This is a genomic window from Pseudomonas sp. UYIF39 (genome assembly GCF_029963765.1).
Classification (GTDB): Bacteria; Pseudomonadota; Gammaproteobacteria; order Pseudomonadales; family Pseudomonadaceae; genus Aquipseudomonas.
Genome location: NZ_JALBYU010000016.1, coordinates 120,026 through 135,350 on the forward strand (window position 1 = coordinate 120,026; position 15,325 = coordinate 135,350).

The following is a 15,325-nucleotide window of genomic DNA, read 5'->3' on the forward strand; positions in this document are numbered from 1 at the left end:
TCCGGCGGCTGACGACTAGGGTGTATTGACCCTCAGCTCTCAGGATTCGCCATGCACCCGTACTTTTCCCTGCAAGGCCGCACCGCCCTGGTGACCGGCGGCACCCGTGGTATCGGCAAAATGATCGCCAAGGCTTATGTCGAGGCCGGCGCCACCGTGTACGTCTGCGCCCGGGATGCCGAAGCCTGTCAGCAAACGGCTGATGAATTGAGCGCATTCGGTCGTTGCCACGGACTGGCGGCCAACCTGGCCACCGAAGAAGGCGTACTTGAGCTGGCTACGCGACTGGGCGAGCAGATCACTCATCTGGATATTTTGGTGAACAACGCCGGCACCACGTGGGGCGCGCCGCTGGAGAGCTACCCGGTCAAGGGCTGGGAAAAGGTCATGCAGCTCAACGTGACCTCGGTGTTCAACTGCATTCAGCAGTTTCTGCCACTGCTGCGTAAGGCCGGTTCGCCAGTGAATCCGGCGCGGATCATCAACATCGGCTCGGTAGCGGGGATTTCTTTTTTTGGTGAACAGGCTTATGCCTACGGGCCGAGTAAGGCTGCCCTACATCAACTGTCGCGGATTCTTGCGCGGGAGCTGGTGAGCCAGCACATCAACGTCAACGTCATCGCGCCGGGGCGTTTTCCGAGCAAGATGACACAGCACATCGGCAATGATGAGCAGGCGCTGGCCGACGATACGGCGTTGATTCCGATGAAGCGCTGGGGCCGGGAGGAAGAGATGGCGGCGCTGGCGATCAGTCTGGCGAGTACGGCCGGCGCTTACATGACCGGGAATATCATCCCTCTGGATGGCGGGTTTAGCCTCTGATCTCTTCCCGATGCGTGGGTTATCATGCCACCCTCACCCCGCCTCGACCCCAGACCATGACCTACAACGTTTCCCCCATCGGCTTCGTGCGCTCCTGTTTCAAGGAGAAGTTCGCCATCCCGCGCCAACCACAACTGGCGCCGGCCGCTCGCGGCGTACTGGAACTGATGGCGCCGTTCGATCAGGGCGATGCGGTGCAAGGTCTGGAACAGGTCAGCCACGTGTGGCTGCTGTTCCTGTTTCACCAGGCCCTGGAAGAAAAGCCACGACTGAAAGTCCGCCCTCCTCGTCTGGGCGGTAACAAATCCATGGGCGTGTTCGCCACCCGCGCGACGCATCGGCCCAATGGCATCGGCCAATCCGTAGTGAAACTGGACAAGGTCGAAGCCAATCGCCTGTGGATATCCGGCATCGACCTGCTGGACGGAACGCCGATTCTCGACATCAAACCCTACGTGCCTTACGCCGACATCATCGATACGGCCTCCAACAGCATCGCCAGCGCAGCGCCGCAGCTGATTCCCGTGCAGTGGACAGATTCGGCGCTGCAACAGGCTCACAGCCATGCTCAGCGCCTTGAAGAACCGCTAGTGGAACTGGTCGAGCAATGCTTGGCACAAGACCCACGTCCGGCTTACCAGATTCCTACACCCGAACGGGAATACGGCGCGCAGTTCTGGGACCTGGATGTGCGCTGGCATTACCCGGAAGCCGGGGTTATTCGCGTACTCGAAGTCATCCTCGCCTCCAACCTGCATCGGGCATAAAAAAGCCCCCAATGCCTGCACAGGCAATGGGGGCTTTTCAGTGATGCGGTGGCTTACTTCTCGACGAACGCTCGCTCGATCAGGTAATCACCCGGCTCGCGCATCCGCGGCGACACTTTCAGGCCGAAGCTGTTCAACACTTCGCTGGTCTCGTCGAGCATGCTCGGGCTGCCGCACAGCATGGCGCGGTCGTCCTGCGGGTTGATCGGTGGCAGACCGATGTCGCTGAACAGCTTGCCGCTGCGCATCAGGTCGGTCAGGCGACCTTCGTTCTCGAACGGCTCGCGGGTCACGGTCGGGTAGTAGATCAACTTGTCACGCAGGGCCTCGCCGAAAAACTCGTTCTGCGGCAAGTGCTCGGTGATGAACTCGCGGTAAGCGACTTCGTTGACGTAACGTACGCCGTGGCACAGGATCACTTTTTCGAAACGCTCGTAGGTTTCCGGGTCCTGGATGACGCTCATGAACGGCGCCAGACCGGTACCGGTGCTGAGCAGGTACAAATGTTTGCCAGGCTTCAAGTCATCCAGCACCAGCGTGCCGGTAGGCTTTTTGCTGATGATGATCTCGTCGCCTTCCTTCAGATGCTGCAGCTGGGAAGTCAGCGGGCCATCAGGCACCTTGATGCTGAAGAACTCGAGATGCTCTTCCCAGTTCGGGCTGGCAATCGAGTAAGCGCGCATGAGCGGCCGGCCGTTGGGCTGTTGCAGGCCGATCATCACGAACTGACCGTTCTCGAAGCGCAGGCCCGGATCGCGGGTGCACTTGAAGCTGAACAGAGTGTCGTTCCAGTGATGAACACTGAGGACACGCTCGTGGTTCATGTTGCTCATGTACGTGGGACTCCTGGAGATTTTGTCTGCGCCTGCTCTGCGCAAAATGAGCTGCTGTGCGCAATTGCATCGCATTCTAATGGCAGCGACAATATCTGTTAACTGGATTATTAAGATAAGGGTTATCGGTTATATAGATATGCGATTTACTCTCCGTCAACTTCAAGTATTCGTCGCCGTCGCCCAGCAGGAAAGCGTATCCCGTGCTGCGGGTCTGCTCAACCTCTCGCAATCGGCGGCGAGCACCTCGATCACCGAGCTAGAGCGTCAGTCCAGCTGTCAGCTGTTCGACCGCGCCGGCAAACGGCTGAGCCTCAACGCCCTCGGCAAACAGCTGCTACCGCAAGCGGTGGCGCTGCTCGACCAGTCCAAAGAAATCGAAGACTTGCTCAATGGCAAGTCGGGATTCGGCTCTCTGGCGGTCGGCGCGACCCTGACCATCGGCAATTACCTGGCCACCTTGCTGATCGGCAGCTTCATGCAGCGCCATCCGGAAAGCCAGGTGAAGCTGCACGTGCAGAACACTGCCAACATTGTGCAGCAGGTCGCCCACTATGAAATTGATCTGGGTCTAATCGAAGGCGACTGCAGTCATCCTGACATCGAAGTGCAGAGCTGGGTCGAGGATGAGCTGGTGGTGTTCTGCGCGCCCCAGCATCCACTGGCCAAACGCGGCACGGCGACCATAGAAGAGCTGACTCACGAAGCCTGGATTCTGCGGGAGCAGGGCTCTGGCACGCGACTGACCTTTGACCAGGCCATGCGTCACCATCGCAGCTCGCTGAATATCCGGCTGGAACTGGAACACACCGAAGCGATCAAGCGTGCCGTGGAGTCCGGGCTGGGGATTGGCTGCATTTCTCGCCTGGCACTGCGCGATGCCTTCCGCCGCGGCAGCCTGGTGCCGGTGGAGACACCGGATCTGGATCTGGCGCGGCAGTTCTATTTCATCTGGCACAAACAGAAATATCAGACGTCGGCGATGCGTGAATTCCTCGACCTGTGCCGCGCTTTCACCGCTGGGGTTCAGCGCAGCGACGAGATCGTTCTGCCCACCATCGCTTAAAGCAGGATGACCGCCCAGACCAGCGCGATCATGCTCAAGGCTACGAACTGAGCGGCGCTGCCCATGTCCTTGGCATTCTTGGACAGCGGGTGCAATTCAAGGGAAATGCGGTCGATGGCCGCTTCCACTGCCGAATTGAGCAATTCGACAATCAACGCCAACAGGCAGACTGCAATCAACAACGCTTGCTCGACGCGACTGACGTTCAGGAAGAACGACAGCGGAATCAATATGACGTTGAGCCACACCAGTTGCCGAAAGGCCGCTTCGCCGGTGAAGGCTGCGCGCAGACCGTCCAGCGAATAACCGGAGGCGTTGAGGATGCGTTTTAGGCCGGTTTGGCCTTTGAAAGGTGACATAAAGTAGGCAACTGATCAAAAAAGTAAGTGGGAAAGCTAGATTAAGCACAGTCAAAAAAGCGTGAACGCGCCGCGCCTTATTAGCTCGAAATTGACTCAAGTTGTTGCAGAAGCAACGCTGCCTGGGTCCGGGTGCGCACATTCAGCTTGCGAAAAATCGCCGTCACATGCGCCTTGATCGTCGCTTCGGAAACGCTCAGCTCGTAGGCAATCTGCTTATTCAACAAGCCCTCACAGACCATGGTCAGCACACGAAACTGCTGAGGCGTCAGGCTCGCAAGACCTTCGCTGGCGGCCTTGGCTTCGGCGGAAACGCTGACCGCCTCAAACGCCTGAGGCGGCCAGAACACATCACCATCGAGCACCGCGCGGACGGCTTTCTGGATGACACTCAGATCACTGGATTTTGGGATGAAGCCGCTGGCGCCGAATTCACGGGACTTGACCATGATCGAGGCTTCTTCCTGGGCCGACACCATGACCACCGGAATCTGCGGATACTGACCGCGCAACAGCACCAGCCCTGAAAAACCGTAGGCCCCCGGCATGTTCAGGTCCAGCAGCACCAGATCCCAGTCAGACTTCTCGTCCAGACGGGTTTCCAGCTCGGCAATGCTTGCCACTTCCACCAGACGGACTTCCGGGCCCAGGCCCAGGGTCAACGCTTGATGCAGGGCGCTACGAAAAAGAGGGTGGTCATCGGCAATCAGGATTTCGTATGTGGCCATTTTTCAAATGATCCTGTTTTTCTAACAACTCGAGGTACAGCCACGGAGCTGTACCAACAGGGCACGTTCAACGCCAATCACGTGGCTATCCACGTAAAGAATACGGCGTATCAAACTTGGCCGCGCCCTAATCGGCGCCAAGCATGCCCAGCGAAGTCGGGGTGGTCAAGGTGCATGGCCAGTACAGTTCTTTGCAGTATGGGCGACAATCAACAGATGACCGGGGCCGTGTTCTGCACGAAGGGCATCAGGTCGGCGTGAGCCGGCGTTGCCACGTTCATGTCCAGCTGATGTTTCGCGTCCAGGTAATGCTGGCTGAACACGTCGAAATAGGCGTCCAGCGCCGAGGCTGCCTCGGTATCGCCCGCCAGATCGAGACACAACGCCGCCACTTCGGCTGTGCATAAATGCTCGCTACGGGTCGACCGGCGCAACCGGTACCGCGACAGTTTTTCGGGCAACAGGCTCAGGATCGGAAGCCGATCAAAGTAGGGGCTTTTGCGGAAAATCTTCCGGGCTTCTGTCCAGGTGGCATCCAGCAGAATGAACAGCGGACGCTTCGAACTACCGGCATCGACGCTGTTTGTGACACGCTCGGGTTCGACGTACTCACCCGGAAACACCAGATAGGGCTGCCATTGCGGGTCGGCCAGCAGCGCCAGCAATTGCTCATCAACTTCCGTACGCGACCAGATGAAAGCATGGTTGTCGCGCACCACATCGGCAATCAGCCAACCGGTGTTGCTCGGCTTGAAAACTTCCTTGTTGGTCATGATCAGGCACACGCCCGAACGGGCCTCGACCTGCGGGCGCCAAGCGCACAGGCAGTGACTCTCGATCACCCGGCAGGCTCGGCAACGCGGTGCCCTCCAGCCTCGGGCCTGAATCGGCTTGATGCCCTCTTCCTCTCGCTCATCGCGCAAGCGGGCTACTGCGTTTGCAGCAAAGTGTGGGATTGCAGGGTTCATCGCAGGCAACGCCGGCAGGGGAAGAAAATCGACACGAAAAACACTCGGCAGGGCAGAAAGTGGTGGCAGTTTATCAGAGCAGCCGGCGCAAGCCTGTACCGTCCAGGCCTCGTCCCCTATAATTCGCCGCCACTGAACGCACAGTCATGTGACGGGTCGAACCACCAGTCACTGAACCAGGAGAGTTTCATGCTGCGCCTTATCGTTCCCACCGCTGCCATTTTGCTGGCGTCGTCCTTCAGCGCTCAGGCTGCTTCCTTGAGTGAGCAGAATCTCAACAGAGAGCTGCGAAACGTCGCCACACAAAGCAGTGTTGGTACTCCACGGGCGATCAACGAAGACATTCTTGATCAGGGCTACACCGTCGAAGGCAATACGCTGATCAACCATCTGAGCGTACAAAGCAGCCACGCCAACAAGATGCGTGCCGACCCGAAAGCCGTGTATTTCCAGCTTGGCGCCTCTGTATGCAACAACCCATCGTTCCGCAAACTTATGGCCAAGGGCGCGGTCATGCGTTACGACTTCACTGAGGTGAAGACCAACCGCTCAGTCGGCTCCGCCAGCTATCAGGAATCGGACTGCCCGAAAGCGGCTCCGGCCAAGAAGAAGTAATCATCGGGAAGTGGCGCGCCGCTGTTCATCCTCGGCGCGCAGTTCTGCCAACAACGCCTGCAAATAACGGGAACGTCGGTCGGCCCCCTCCAGACGCCGGCAGCACTCTTCTTCGAGACTCACATGATTGGTCTCGGCGGATGATTTTAACAATCGATACAGTTGCGTATCGATCTCCAGAATGACTCTGGCCATAGCTTCCCGCCTCCCTGCACCTCGCCCTTGCTTGAGAGCGATAAAATCCTTGAACCGTTTGTGTCGTGCGTCCTCCTTTGACGCAAAGATGTCGTGTCGTGCCTGTAATTTAGTAAATCAGACTGTCAGACACTCGCCTTGCGTTCAGACGAGCGGTGAAAGCACCTTGCAATTCGCCAATAAGCGGTTGCCAGGAAAGACTTTGCGGCGCAATGATCAAGTCAGCGAAAACCTCTGCGAGGGTCTAGATTCATAGTGTTCACGTTTACTTTTCAGGGCAGGAAAGGGGCTGCCTATTGCGCGTCTTGTTGTGCGAATGTTTCCTTCATCCAAGGGAAAAACAAAGCCTGTACGGAAGGAGAAGTTGATGCCTTACCAACCGAATGACCTCCTGAGCCGTCATTTTGAAGAAAGCGGCCACGACCTCATCAGCAAGGTCGAAGAGCAACTCAACCTGGTTTCACCCAACAGCCCGAACATCCCGATCTACCGCGACATGATCCTGACCGTGCTACGCATGGCCCAGGAAGATCACAACCGCTGGAATGCCAAGATCACCCTTCAAGCCCTGCGTGAACTGGAGCACGCTTTCCGTGTTCTGGAGCAATTCAGGGGGCGCCGAAAGGTCACCGTTTTTGGCTCCGCCCGAACACCGATAGAACATCCGCTGTACGGTCTGGCCCGGGAACTTGGCGCCGCGCTGGCGCGCTCAGACCTGATGGTCATCACCGGTGCCGGTGGTGGCATCATGGCGGCGGCCCACGAAGGTGCTGGCCTGGCACACAGCCTGGGATTCAATATCACCCTGCCCTTCGAGCAGCATGCCAATTCCACCGTGAATGGCACCACCAACCTGCTGCCCTTCCACTTTTTCTTTACCCGCAAGCTGTTCTTCGTCAAGGAAGCCGATGCGCTGGTCCTGTGCCCTGGCGGTTTCGGTACCCTGGATGAAGCGCTGGAAGTGCTGACACTGATCCAGACAGGCAAAAGCCCGCTGGTGCCCGTGATATTGCTGGACGCTCCCGGCGGCAAATTCTGGCAAGGCGCGCTGGACTTCATTCACCATCAACTGGAGGAAAATCGCTACATCCTGCCGACCGATATGAAACTCGTCAGTCTGGTCTACAGCGCGGAAGAGGCTGTGGAGCAGATCAACCAGTTCTACAGCAACTTCCACTCCAGCCGCTGGCTCAAGCATCAATTCGTGATCCGCATGAATCACAAGCTCAGCGACCAGGCGCTCGAACACATGCAGGAGGCATTTGCCGACCTGTGTCTGAGCGATCATTTCCATCAACATGCCTACAGCGGAGAGGAACACGACGAACCGCAGTTCAGCCACCTGGCGCGACTCGCCTTCACCTTCAACGCCCGTGATCATGGACGCCTGCGGGAACTGGTGGACTACATCAACCTGCCGGAAAACTGGGCGCAGCCCAACCTCCAGGCGCAACAGCGCACGCGGGAACCGTCCAAGGTTACGTAGATAAAAAAACGGCCCGCTATCGAAATAGCGAGCCGTCAGTCAATCGTCCATCCCTCGGCCGCTGAACAAGCGGCTGATCATTTCCATGGAATATCCCCGGTAACTCAGGAACCTGCCTTGTTTGGCACGCTCGCGGACGTCTATCGGTAAATGCCCAGAAAACTTTCGCCGCCAGGTGTCTTCCAGTTGTTCCTGCCAGTTGATACCGCTCTCGCGCAAAGCAAGTTCGATGTCGCTACGTTGCAGGCCGCGCTGGCTCAACTCTTCACGAATACGCAAAGGGCCATAACCGGAACGGGAACGGTAGGAAACAAAGCTTTCGAGATAACGGGATTCGGACAGCAGGCCTTCTTCCGTCAAACGGTCGAGTGCGGTGTCGATCATTTCAGGGAGGGCGCCGCGTTGACGCAGTTTACGCGTCAACTCGACTCGACCGTGCTCGCGTCGCGCGAGCAGGTCCATTGCGGTTCGCCGCACCGCGACGAGTGTATCGAGTACGGCGGTCATCGGATCAATCAGATATCAGCGTCAGCCAGGTCATCAGCAGTCTCTTTGACTGGCGATGCTTTAACGTCCGGCGCTGGAGTCAACAACTTGTCGCGCAGTTGCTTCTCGAGCTTGGCGGCGATTTCCGGATTGTCTGCCAGGAACTTGGCCGAGTTAGCCTTGCCCTGACCGATCTTGGTGCCTTCATAGGCATACCAGGCACCGGACTTCTCAACGAAACCGTGCAGCACGCCCAGATCGATCATCTCACCATTAAGGTAGATGCCCTTGCCGTAAAGAATCTGGAACTCGGCCTGACGGAACGGCGAAGCCACTTTGTTCTTCACAACCTTGACGCGGGTTTCGCTACCGACAACCTCGTCACCTTCTTTCACTGCGCCAGTACGGCGGATGTCCAGACGAACCGAAGCGTAGAACTTCAGCGCGTTACCACCGGTGGTGGTTTCCGGGCTGCCGAACATCACACCGATTTTCATACGGATCTGGTTGATGAAGATAACCAGGCAGTTGGCGTTCTTGATGTTACCGGTGATTTTACGCAGCGCCTGGGACATCAGACGGGCTTGCAGGCCCACGTGCATGTCACCCATTTCGCCTTCGATTTCAGCCTTTGGAACCAGAGCCGCCACGGAGTCGACGATGATCACGTCAACGGCGTTGGAACGCACCAGCATGTCGGTGATTTCCAGGGCTTGCTCGCCGGTGTCCGGCTGCGAAACCAGCAGGTCGTCGACGTTGACGCCCAGTTTACCCGCGTATTCAGGGTCGAGGGCGTGTTCAGCATCGACGAATGCGCAGGTCGCGCCAGCTTTTTGAGCCTGGGCGATCACCGACAGTGTCAGCGTGGTTTTACCGGAGGATTCAGGACCGTAGATTTCAACGATACGGCCTTTTGGCAGACCGCCAATGCCGAGCGCGATGTCCAGACCCAGAGAGCCAGTGGAGATAGCCGGGATCGCCTGACGGTCCTGATCGCCCATACGCATTACGGCACCCTTGCCGAATTGACGTTCGATCTGACCCAGGGCCGCAGCCAAGGCTTTCTTCTTGTTGTCGTCCATTAAAGTCCTCACGTAATCAATAAGGCCTGACGGCCAACACCTGTATAAGTAGCCAGTATTATTCCACAGCGTTTCAGGATCGCCTACCCCTGATTTGAGATTTCTCCAGCGGCATGGCGCAGCAGCCCCTCTAGCGCGGCCTTCACCGTTTGTCGGCGGACCTCGTCACGGTTGCCGGGAAAGTACTGCACCTCGCTGAACACCTGTTCTCCAACGCCCCAGGCCAGCCACACGGTGCCCACCGGCTTGCTCGGAGAACCGCCATCCGGTCCCGCCACACCGCTGACCGCCACGGCAAATCGCGCCCGGCTTTTCTCCTGCGCGCCTCGGGCCATGGCCTCGACCACCTCGCGACTGACCGCCCCCACCGTCGCAAACAACTCGACCGGAACATTCAATTGCTCGGTTTTCTGGGGGTTGGAGTAAGTGACATAACCGGCCTCGAACCATGCCGAACTCCCCGGAATCCGGGTGATCGCCTCGCTGATCCCGCCGCCGGTACAGGACTCGGCGGCAGTGACGTGGGCATTGAGAACCTGCAAGCGCCTGCCAAGTTCAGCGGCCAGTTGGGTGATTTCTTTCACGGTCATCTCCTGAGCAAGCGGAATGAGAACTACCGTACACGAGCGGATAACGCTTGCAAGGCGCAGGATCGATCAAAATGTTAACGAGCGAGGGCTCTGATGTAAGCCTGACAGGCCTGCAAGGCAATCAGTCCGCGGTCGCCGGCGTCGGTGATGGCGATAATTCGTTGAGCATGCGCCGGGGCTTGCTACGTCGGCGGCCAGCTACCGGCCAGTTCCGCCAGCTACCGGCCATAACGCCAATCCTGAAAGCGTCAGACCAGCGCCGCCGGCTAACACAGCCAGAAACACAACAATGCCAATGATTTGCCGGGACGCGGGAATCAAACCGAAGACGGGCATAACACCGCCCTCGCCCGCCCCCAGAGTTGCAAGCGATCCTGCAAACCGTTCAAGCCTCCGTTGATGCGGCGGGTGATGCTGTTGAACTGGTCGCGATCGGCCAGTTCGTTGAAGCCATTGTGCTCCCAGAACCAGGCAGCCGATTCAGCAGCCCACCGAGGCTTTTCCAGAAGCCCTGGCAAAAACAGCAAACGATCATCACCGAAGAGTCCGAGACTACACTGACGGTAATTGTCGCGACCCGTGATCTGAATCAAGCCTCGGCCACGGTATTTTTGACCGTCGCCGTCGGACTCTGACGTATTACCCAGGCGCACAGCCAGTGCGCCAGTGTCGTACTTGCTCAAGTATCGAGCACTGCCCAACTCACGCACGTACTGCAACTGCCCCGACTCGTGACCGACTTGCGCAAGGAACGCAGCGATGCGTTTCGGGGTGTTGATGTTGCGGTGGGTCATGGCGGTGTTGAGCGCAGAAATAAAAACGCCTGCTTGGAAGCAGGCGTTGGGCATAACGATCTGTAGTTGTTGCTGAGTAACGGTCATTTAGCCTCCAGAATGCCGGCGGCGACGCGATCTACAAGACTTGGGCAGTGATCACGCAGTTGGGTGATCAGTGGGGTGATCTTCATGGTGTTTTCACCGGGCAATAAAAAACCCGCTTGTTGGCGGGTTTGAGTGAAAGGTACTGGCCTTGGGAAACCCGCGTCCTTGCGGGTCGGATGCCGGTCGGCACCGCTGCTCGCCGTTCCATTGGGCTTTGTGTTCAGTGATCCTGGCGGGTATCTCGCGGAGGCTCTTCGCAAACGCCAATCCGCTTGGCCGCCCAGCGCTCATAAAGGCCAATGGCAACGTCTGCCCCGGCCATCGCCGTAAGGCAACCGAACGCGCAAGCCGTCCAGATCGACACGCCGGCGGCATACAGCAGCATGATTGCCGAGACCCCGCAGACCATGCAGGCCCCGGAGCGCAGGGCCAGACGCCGCAGCAATGACCAGCCGCGGGCGCCCTCCTTATCGGCGCGCCACATTTCGCCGGACACCCCGCCCACCAGGGCGAGGACGATGACAAGCCAGATCGGCATGTCCAGCAACGCTTGTTGCTCGTTTGTCATGTCACGCCTCCGGGGGGTGATTAATGAGTGATGTGTGTGTGTCTTTCAAACGGTGTCTCTTGAGTTGCCTGACGGTAGGTAGGCATTCCAAAAAGCCCGGTATTGGCCCGGGCTTTTCAGTAATGCGGTCCTTCGCGTTGACCTTTCAGCGCTACTGGCGCGGTACGGATCGATTCATATTGTTTTTCCGACCGCGGTCCCTGCCCGCCGGATAACTGCTTGTGGTGCTTTACGCTGCACACCCGGGTCAGTTGCCAACCCTCTGAACCGTTGAGGCCGGTTCATCGCTGCCTTGTGGTGGAACTAAAGAGCTTTGCTTCGAGCTGCTTTTGAGCTGCTTGAGACAAAGAATATGCATGGATGCATATACAGTCAATGCATAAATGCATTTATTTATGCACTTGCAATGCACTGACGCATTGAAGTCCCGCAGGCAAAGGCGTTGACCGCTTTTTGGCAGGCGAAAAAAAACCCGCTCGGTGGCGGGTTTTATCTGACAGCGGTGAGGTTAACGGGCGTACATGCCCCACCAGAAGACGTGACCGAGGATGACAATCTGCTCTTCCTGGATTTCCTGGAAGGTGTAGTCCTCGTCCGGATGTTCATCGCGATTGAAGCTGCGCAGGCGTATCCCGGTAGGCAGGCGATAAAGCTGTTTCACCCGCAGCTGGCCGTTATGGTTGATGGCATAAAGGTCACCATCCACGATATCGCCGATCCCGCACTTGCCGGCATTAACGCCTACGGTGGCGCCGTCGCGCAGTACCGGCAACATACTGTTGCCGCGCACTGTCACGCATTTGGCCTGGTCGAACTGCACGCCGTTGTGGCGCAGACTCCGCTTGCCGAAGCGCAGGCTAGAGCGCTCGCTCTCTTCGATGACGAACCTTCCTGATCCTGCAGCCAATTCAACCTCGCGAAGAAAGGGGACCGATACCTCGTCATCATCGACGGGCGTATCGTCGTCCCACAGACTTATGTCCTTGAGTTCCGAATGCAATTGATCGCGCCCGGTGCTGGCTGCCGACGCGACATCCGCACGGCCCCGCAACTGGTCAGTGTTCACGGCGAAGTACTCGGCAATCTTCGAGATGTGTTTATCCGAGGGATCGACGATCTTCCCGCTGAGGATCCGCGAGAGAGTGGATTGAGGCACGCCGGTGCGACGGTGAAGCTCCGTGGGGGAGATCCCGTGCTGATCGAGCAGCGCTCTTAATACGGTAGAAACATTGCGTTTTTGCATAAAGCGCATAGTGCTTGTTCTTTTCACGGAAGACAAATGCCAAATTGCATAAATTGCGCATATGCCGTGCATAGACAGAAGAAATGTATCGCGGGGCTTTCATGCCTGCGTCGGGTGGACCGCCCATGTTAACCTTGCGCCCATCGCGGAAAAGCCGGGCCGATGCCCCTCCTTTGCCCTACACCTTTCAACGAATTTGCCTGATTATCCGATGAATAAAGCGCTCTCTGATCTGTCCTCCCACACGCCAATTGTGTTGGAGTACTAACGCAAAAAAGCCTTATTTCCCGTAAACAAAGGGCTGCAAGGCTAATTTGATAACTCTGTTTTTTGGTTCATTTGGCATTAAAGGGCATTGATTGGCGTACGATTTGCCCCATTTTTGCCCCATAGAAGTTTACACAGCAGCTGTTCTACACGTTCCCCATTCCCATGGCCTGCTTCTGCTCGGGAGCCAACAATCTAGTCGCCTAGTCGCCTAGCACGCTCCCTACTTGACTATGAAGCGGGCTCCTACACGTACCTAAAATTGTTGTACGACCACTCCCCTACGCCTCACATCCACACCGATTAATTATCTGTTCTCATGAGAAGTTTTGACCGTCGCGTAGAGATTGCCAACAAAGTCTACGTATCGTTGTGGAAAATCATTTTTGCTCATGTAGTCGATTGCATTTTTATACAGCGCGGCATAATAGCCGTCCGACCGATCAATTTGCTCCGGTGTTGGCGCGACTCCAAACGTGTAGCCGCTCTTGCGCGAAATAATATCCTGCTGCTGTTTTATTTTATTGATCACGTCTTTAACAAAAGACTCGGCATAATATGCCTCTGCAGGAGGCAGGTATTTATGTGCATCTTTGATAAACTCATCAGTGGAATCAAACCGGGATAGCCCCTCACAGCAATATTCACGGCGCAAGCCGTAATACAGCCGATGAATAGCGTCCATCCAGGCGATATAAAACTCTTCGGAGGTGGGTTTTCTCTCCAATCGAACCTGACTCATGTAAATTAACTGACACGTTTCGAAGCAAGTACTGTCCGAAGGCGCCCAACTGGCCGTGGCTGTATGATTCTCGTCCCTTTTCTTAAGCGCGTATAAGAAGTTTAGGGATTTGGCATACGCACGCTGATTAAAGTATAACTTCGGGAGTAGTTCTTCGGCTTTTAGGCAAAAAAAATCGGCGCCAGTCGCCCCCTTGATACAGGTTTCCTTGTATTCAGTTTCGACCCGTTGGGTGACGGCATCAAGGTCCGCGGCCCCTTCCCTAGGAACGCCGGTGCGCTCCAGCTCAGCGCGCTTCGCTTCCCAGTATTCCCCGCCCTGATCTGTTGCACAGCCATGTACTAGTAGTGCCAAAGACATTAAACAGATAAAAGCGAATGGCTTTTTCACAGAGCCCCCTACGGAATGAATTTTTACGAGGTAAGACCACTCAATCGAGCCAGCGGCACCCGTTTAAGCTAATGTTCAGGTTAGTCCAGCTTCGTCCACGCGGCCTAACAAACATGAGCTACTGGAGTAGCAAAATGAAAGACGATTGGAGGTGCAGATGAAATCGCTTCTCGTTCTCGTACTTGTTTTTGCAGTCGAACACACTGCTTTAGCCGATAGCTGCCCGAATGTTTTAAATACGGCAGGTGGATCGATTGATTTACGGGGTTTCATCAACACTTATGGAGCCAACGCATTGGCCAACGCTCAGTTGAACCTGGATCAGACTAGAGCGCAAGATTGCTCAAGCGTATTGAACTCTGAAGTGTGCGAGGCGGCTCTTGAGCTGGCAGCGCTTATGGTTAGCACACTGCAGGGCTGTTTAAGCACGGTGACAAGCGAGTCCACCTCCAGGTCTTCGCCGCCTGGCACTCTTCCCGGGAAGAAAAATAAATCCATCGATAAAGTCGCTGCTGACGCCGCCAAAGATCCCGTCAGCAACCCATGGTCCTCTGAAGGGAAAAGCTCAGGAACCATGTCGCTGAAAAGCCAAAATGTGAATGTTGAAACCCAGGGCTGTCCATATGTAACCCAAGACATTCCCGGAGCCTTTCACTCGCCAAATACTTATATTTGCTATCAGGGTCGAACCCAGAAGTGTGATGTCAGTGGAAAAAACAAAAAGGTTACTTACGGATGGCGAGTTACTAACCCGGCGCAGTGTATACATCCCGAGGGCTGGATTGATGTCGTCACCGTTGAGTCGAATGCGGCCTTTGTTCTGAAGCAAACTAAGGTGCATGAAGATGACTGACGCGATCGGGCGGGTGGATGTTTTCGTCGAACGCGACCAATGAGCATCCCCTTGATTTGCGAAGATATGGATAGGGATTCGAACCCCTTCTCGTGTCTCTCAGGACCGCTCCAGACCAGCAAAACCGGTGTTTTTTACCTGCCGCCTATGGCGTGCCGAGGTCTATAGCGGCCCAGAGTTTGCCCTAATTTTGCCCTAAATCCTCCCGCCTGAGCGGCGCTGACCCGCTTAACCAAGCCGGTGATATTCGGCGCCTCTGTTAGCCGGGCGCGAGTGTTGGGACAGATCTGTCCTCCACCCTCAAGTAACACACCTGTTAAATAACACCGTTGTAGTGGTCAACTGATCCCGGACACGGTTTTAAGGTTTTCTTCGGTTTTTGCC

Annotated in this window: 18 protein-coding genes and 1 pseudogene; 6 read left to right on the plus strand and 13 right to left on the minus strand. The window is 56.6% G+C overall.

The features are described 5' to 3' along the window. Nucleotides 1-51 precede the first annotated feature (51 nt). Both MO767_RS20855 and tsaA read left to right on the plus strand, forming a co-directional pair. A complete protein-coding gene (locus MO767_RS20855; protein WP_282482045.1) occupies nt 52-822 on the plus strand; it encodes an SDR family oxidoreductase in 771 nt (256 codons plus the stop codon). Between the two features lie 56 nt (nt 823-878). Next, complete coding sequence (tsaA, locus tag MO767_RS20860; protein ID WP_282482046.1) at nt 879-1,589, plus strand: tRNA (N6-threonylcarbamoyladenosine(37)-N6)-methyltransferase TrmO; 711 nt, start codon at nt 879-881, stop codon at nt 1,587-1,589. Nucleotides 1,590-1,642: 53 nt separating this feature from the next. Here the strand turns inward: tsaA and fpr are convergent, their stop codons facing one another. After that, the gene (gene fpr, locus MO767_RS20865) at nt 1,643-2,422 is read right to left on the minus strand and encodes a ferredoxin-NADP reductase (protein ID WP_003443014.1); all 780 of its coding nucleotides are present in this window, start codon (nt 2,420-2,422) and stop codon (nt 1,643-1,645) included. A gap of 139 nt (nt 2,423-2,561) precedes the next feature. Here fpr and MO767_RS20870 point away from each other — a divergent pair, with 139 nt between their 5' ends. Then, nucleotides 2,562-3,488 (plus strand): LysR family transcriptional regulator, encoded by a 927-nt coding sequence (locus MO767_RS20870; RefSeq protein ID WP_282482047.1) that lies wholly within the window; start codon nt 2,562-2,564, stop codon nt 3,486-3,488. Here MO767_RS20870 and MO767_RS20875 read toward each other — a convergent pair. The 3 genes from MO767_RS20875 to MO767_RS20885 form a co-directional block, all read right to left on the minus strand. Next, nucleotides 3,485-3,847 (minus strand): diacylglycerol kinase, encoded by a 363-nt coding sequence (locus MO767_RS20875; protein ID WP_129441703.1) that lies wholly within the window; start codon nt 3,845-3,847, stop codon nt 3,485-3,487. The two genes, MO767_RS20870 and MO767_RS20875, sit on opposite strands and share 4 nt — an antisense overlap. An 80-nt stretch (nt 3,848-3,927) precedes the next feature. Further along, nucleotides 3,928-4,575, minus strand: a complete 648-nt coding sequence (gene erdR, locus MO767_RS20880; protein ID WP_046046272.1) for a response regulator transcription factor ErdR — start codon at nt 4,573-4,575, stop codon at nt 3,928-3,930. Nucleotides 4,576-4,784: 209 nt separating this feature from the next. After that, a complete protein-coding gene (locus MO767_RS20885) occupies nt 4,785-5,543 on the minus strand; it encodes a tRNA-uridine aminocarboxypropyltransferase (RefSeq protein WP_282482048.1) in 759 nt (252 codons plus the stop codon). Between the two features lie 189 nt (nt 5,544-5,732). On the opposite strand from MO767_RS20885, the gene MO767_RS20890 reads away from it, so the two are divergent. Continuing rightward, nucleotides 5,733-6,158 (plus strand): PA3611 family quorum-sensing-regulated virulence factor, encoded by a 426-nt coding sequence (locus MO767_RS20890; RefSeq protein ID WP_008153984.1) that lies wholly within the window; start codon nt 5,733-5,735, stop codon nt 6,156-6,158. On the opposite strand, the gene MO767_RS20895 is transcribed toward MO767_RS20890, so the two are convergent. Beyond that, nucleotides 6,159-6,353 carry a hypothetical protein gene (locus MO767_RS20895; RefSeq protein WP_282482049.1) on the minus strand — a complete coding sequence of 65 codons (195 nt, stop codon included), beginning with the start codon at nt 6,351-6,353 and terminating at the stop codon, nt 6,159-6,161. A gap of 367 nt (nt 6,354-6,720) precedes the next feature. Here MO767_RS20895 and MO767_RS20900 point away from each other — a divergent pair, with 367 nt between their 5' ends. Further along, nucleotides 6,721-7,839 (plus strand): TIGR00730 family Rossman fold protein, encoded by a 1,119-nt coding sequence (locus tag MO767_RS20900; protein WP_282482050.1) that lies wholly within the window; start codon nt 6,721-6,723, stop codon nt 7,837-7,839. Nucleotides 7,840-7,878: 39 nt separating this feature from the next. Here the strand turns inward: MO767_RS20900 and recX are convergent, their stop codons facing one another. The 8 genes and pseudogenes from recX to MO767_RS20940 all read right to left on the minus strand — a co-directional run bounded on the left by recX (nt 7,879) and on the right by MO767_RS20940 (nt 14,088). Next, nucleotides 7,879-8,346, minus strand: a complete 468-nt coding sequence (recX, locus tag MO767_RS20905; protein ID WP_282482051.1) for a recombination regulator RecX — start codon at nt 8,344-8,346, stop codon at nt 7,879-7,881. An 8-nt stretch (nt 8,347-8,354) separates the two neighbouring features. Then, nucleotides 8,355-9,407: a recombinase RecA gene (gene recA, locus MO767_RS20910; protein WP_007907270.1), complete on the minus strand. Its 1,053-nt coding sequence runs from the start codon at nt 9,405-9,407 to the stop codon at nt 8,355-8,357. Nucleotides 9,408-9,490: 83 nt separating this feature from the next. Further along, on the minus strand, nt 9,491-9,991 hold the full coding sequence (locus MO767_RS20915; protein ID WP_282482052.1) for a CinA family protein: 501 nt from the start codon (nt 9,989-9,991) through the stop codon (nt 9,491-9,493). Between the two features lie 80 nt (nt 9,992-10,071). Next, a pseudogene (locus MO767_RS20920) lies at nt 10,072-10,333 on the minus strand (hypothetical protein). Further along, nucleotides 10,315-10,878 carry a glycoside hydrolase family 19 protein gene (locus MO767_RS20925; protein ID WP_282482053.1) on the minus strand — a complete coding sequence of 188 codons (564 nt, stop codon included), beginning with the start codon at nt 10,876-10,878 and terminating at the stop codon, nt 10,315-10,317. The pseudogene MO767_RS20920 and the gene MO767_RS20925 overlap by 19 nt, the downstream one beginning before the upstream one ends. Before the next feature lie 220 nt (nt 10,879-11,098). Next, nucleotides 11,099-11,446, minus strand: coding sequence for a phage holin family protein (locus MO767_RS20930; RefSeq protein ID WP_282482054.1), 348 nt, complete (start codon nt 11,444-11,446; stop codon nt 11,099-11,101). A 508-nt stretch (nt 11,447-11,954) separates the two neighbouring features. Then, nucleotides 11,955-12,689 (minus strand): XRE family transcriptional regulator, encoded by a 735-nt coding sequence (locus MO767_RS20935; protein WP_282482058.1) that lies wholly within the window; start codon nt 12,687-12,689, stop codon nt 11,955-11,957. Between the two features lie 574 nt (nt 12,690-13,263). After that, nucleotides 13,264-14,088: a hypothetical protein gene (locus tag MO767_RS20940; RefSeq protein WP_282482055.1), complete on the minus strand. Its 825-nt coding sequence runs from the start codon at nt 14,086-14,088 to the stop codon at nt 13,264-13,266. A 157-nt stretch (nt 14,089-14,245) separates the two neighbouring features. Here MO767_RS20940 and MO767_RS20945 point away from each other — a divergent pair, with 157 nt between their 5' ends. Continuing rightward, the gene (locus MO767_RS20945) at nt 14,246-14,941 is read left to right on the plus strand and encodes a hypothetical protein (RefSeq protein ID WP_282482056.1); all 696 of its coding nucleotides are present in this window, start codon (nt 14,246-14,248) and stop codon (nt 14,939-14,941) included. The last annotated feature ends 384 nt before the right edge of the window (nt 14,942-15,325 follow it).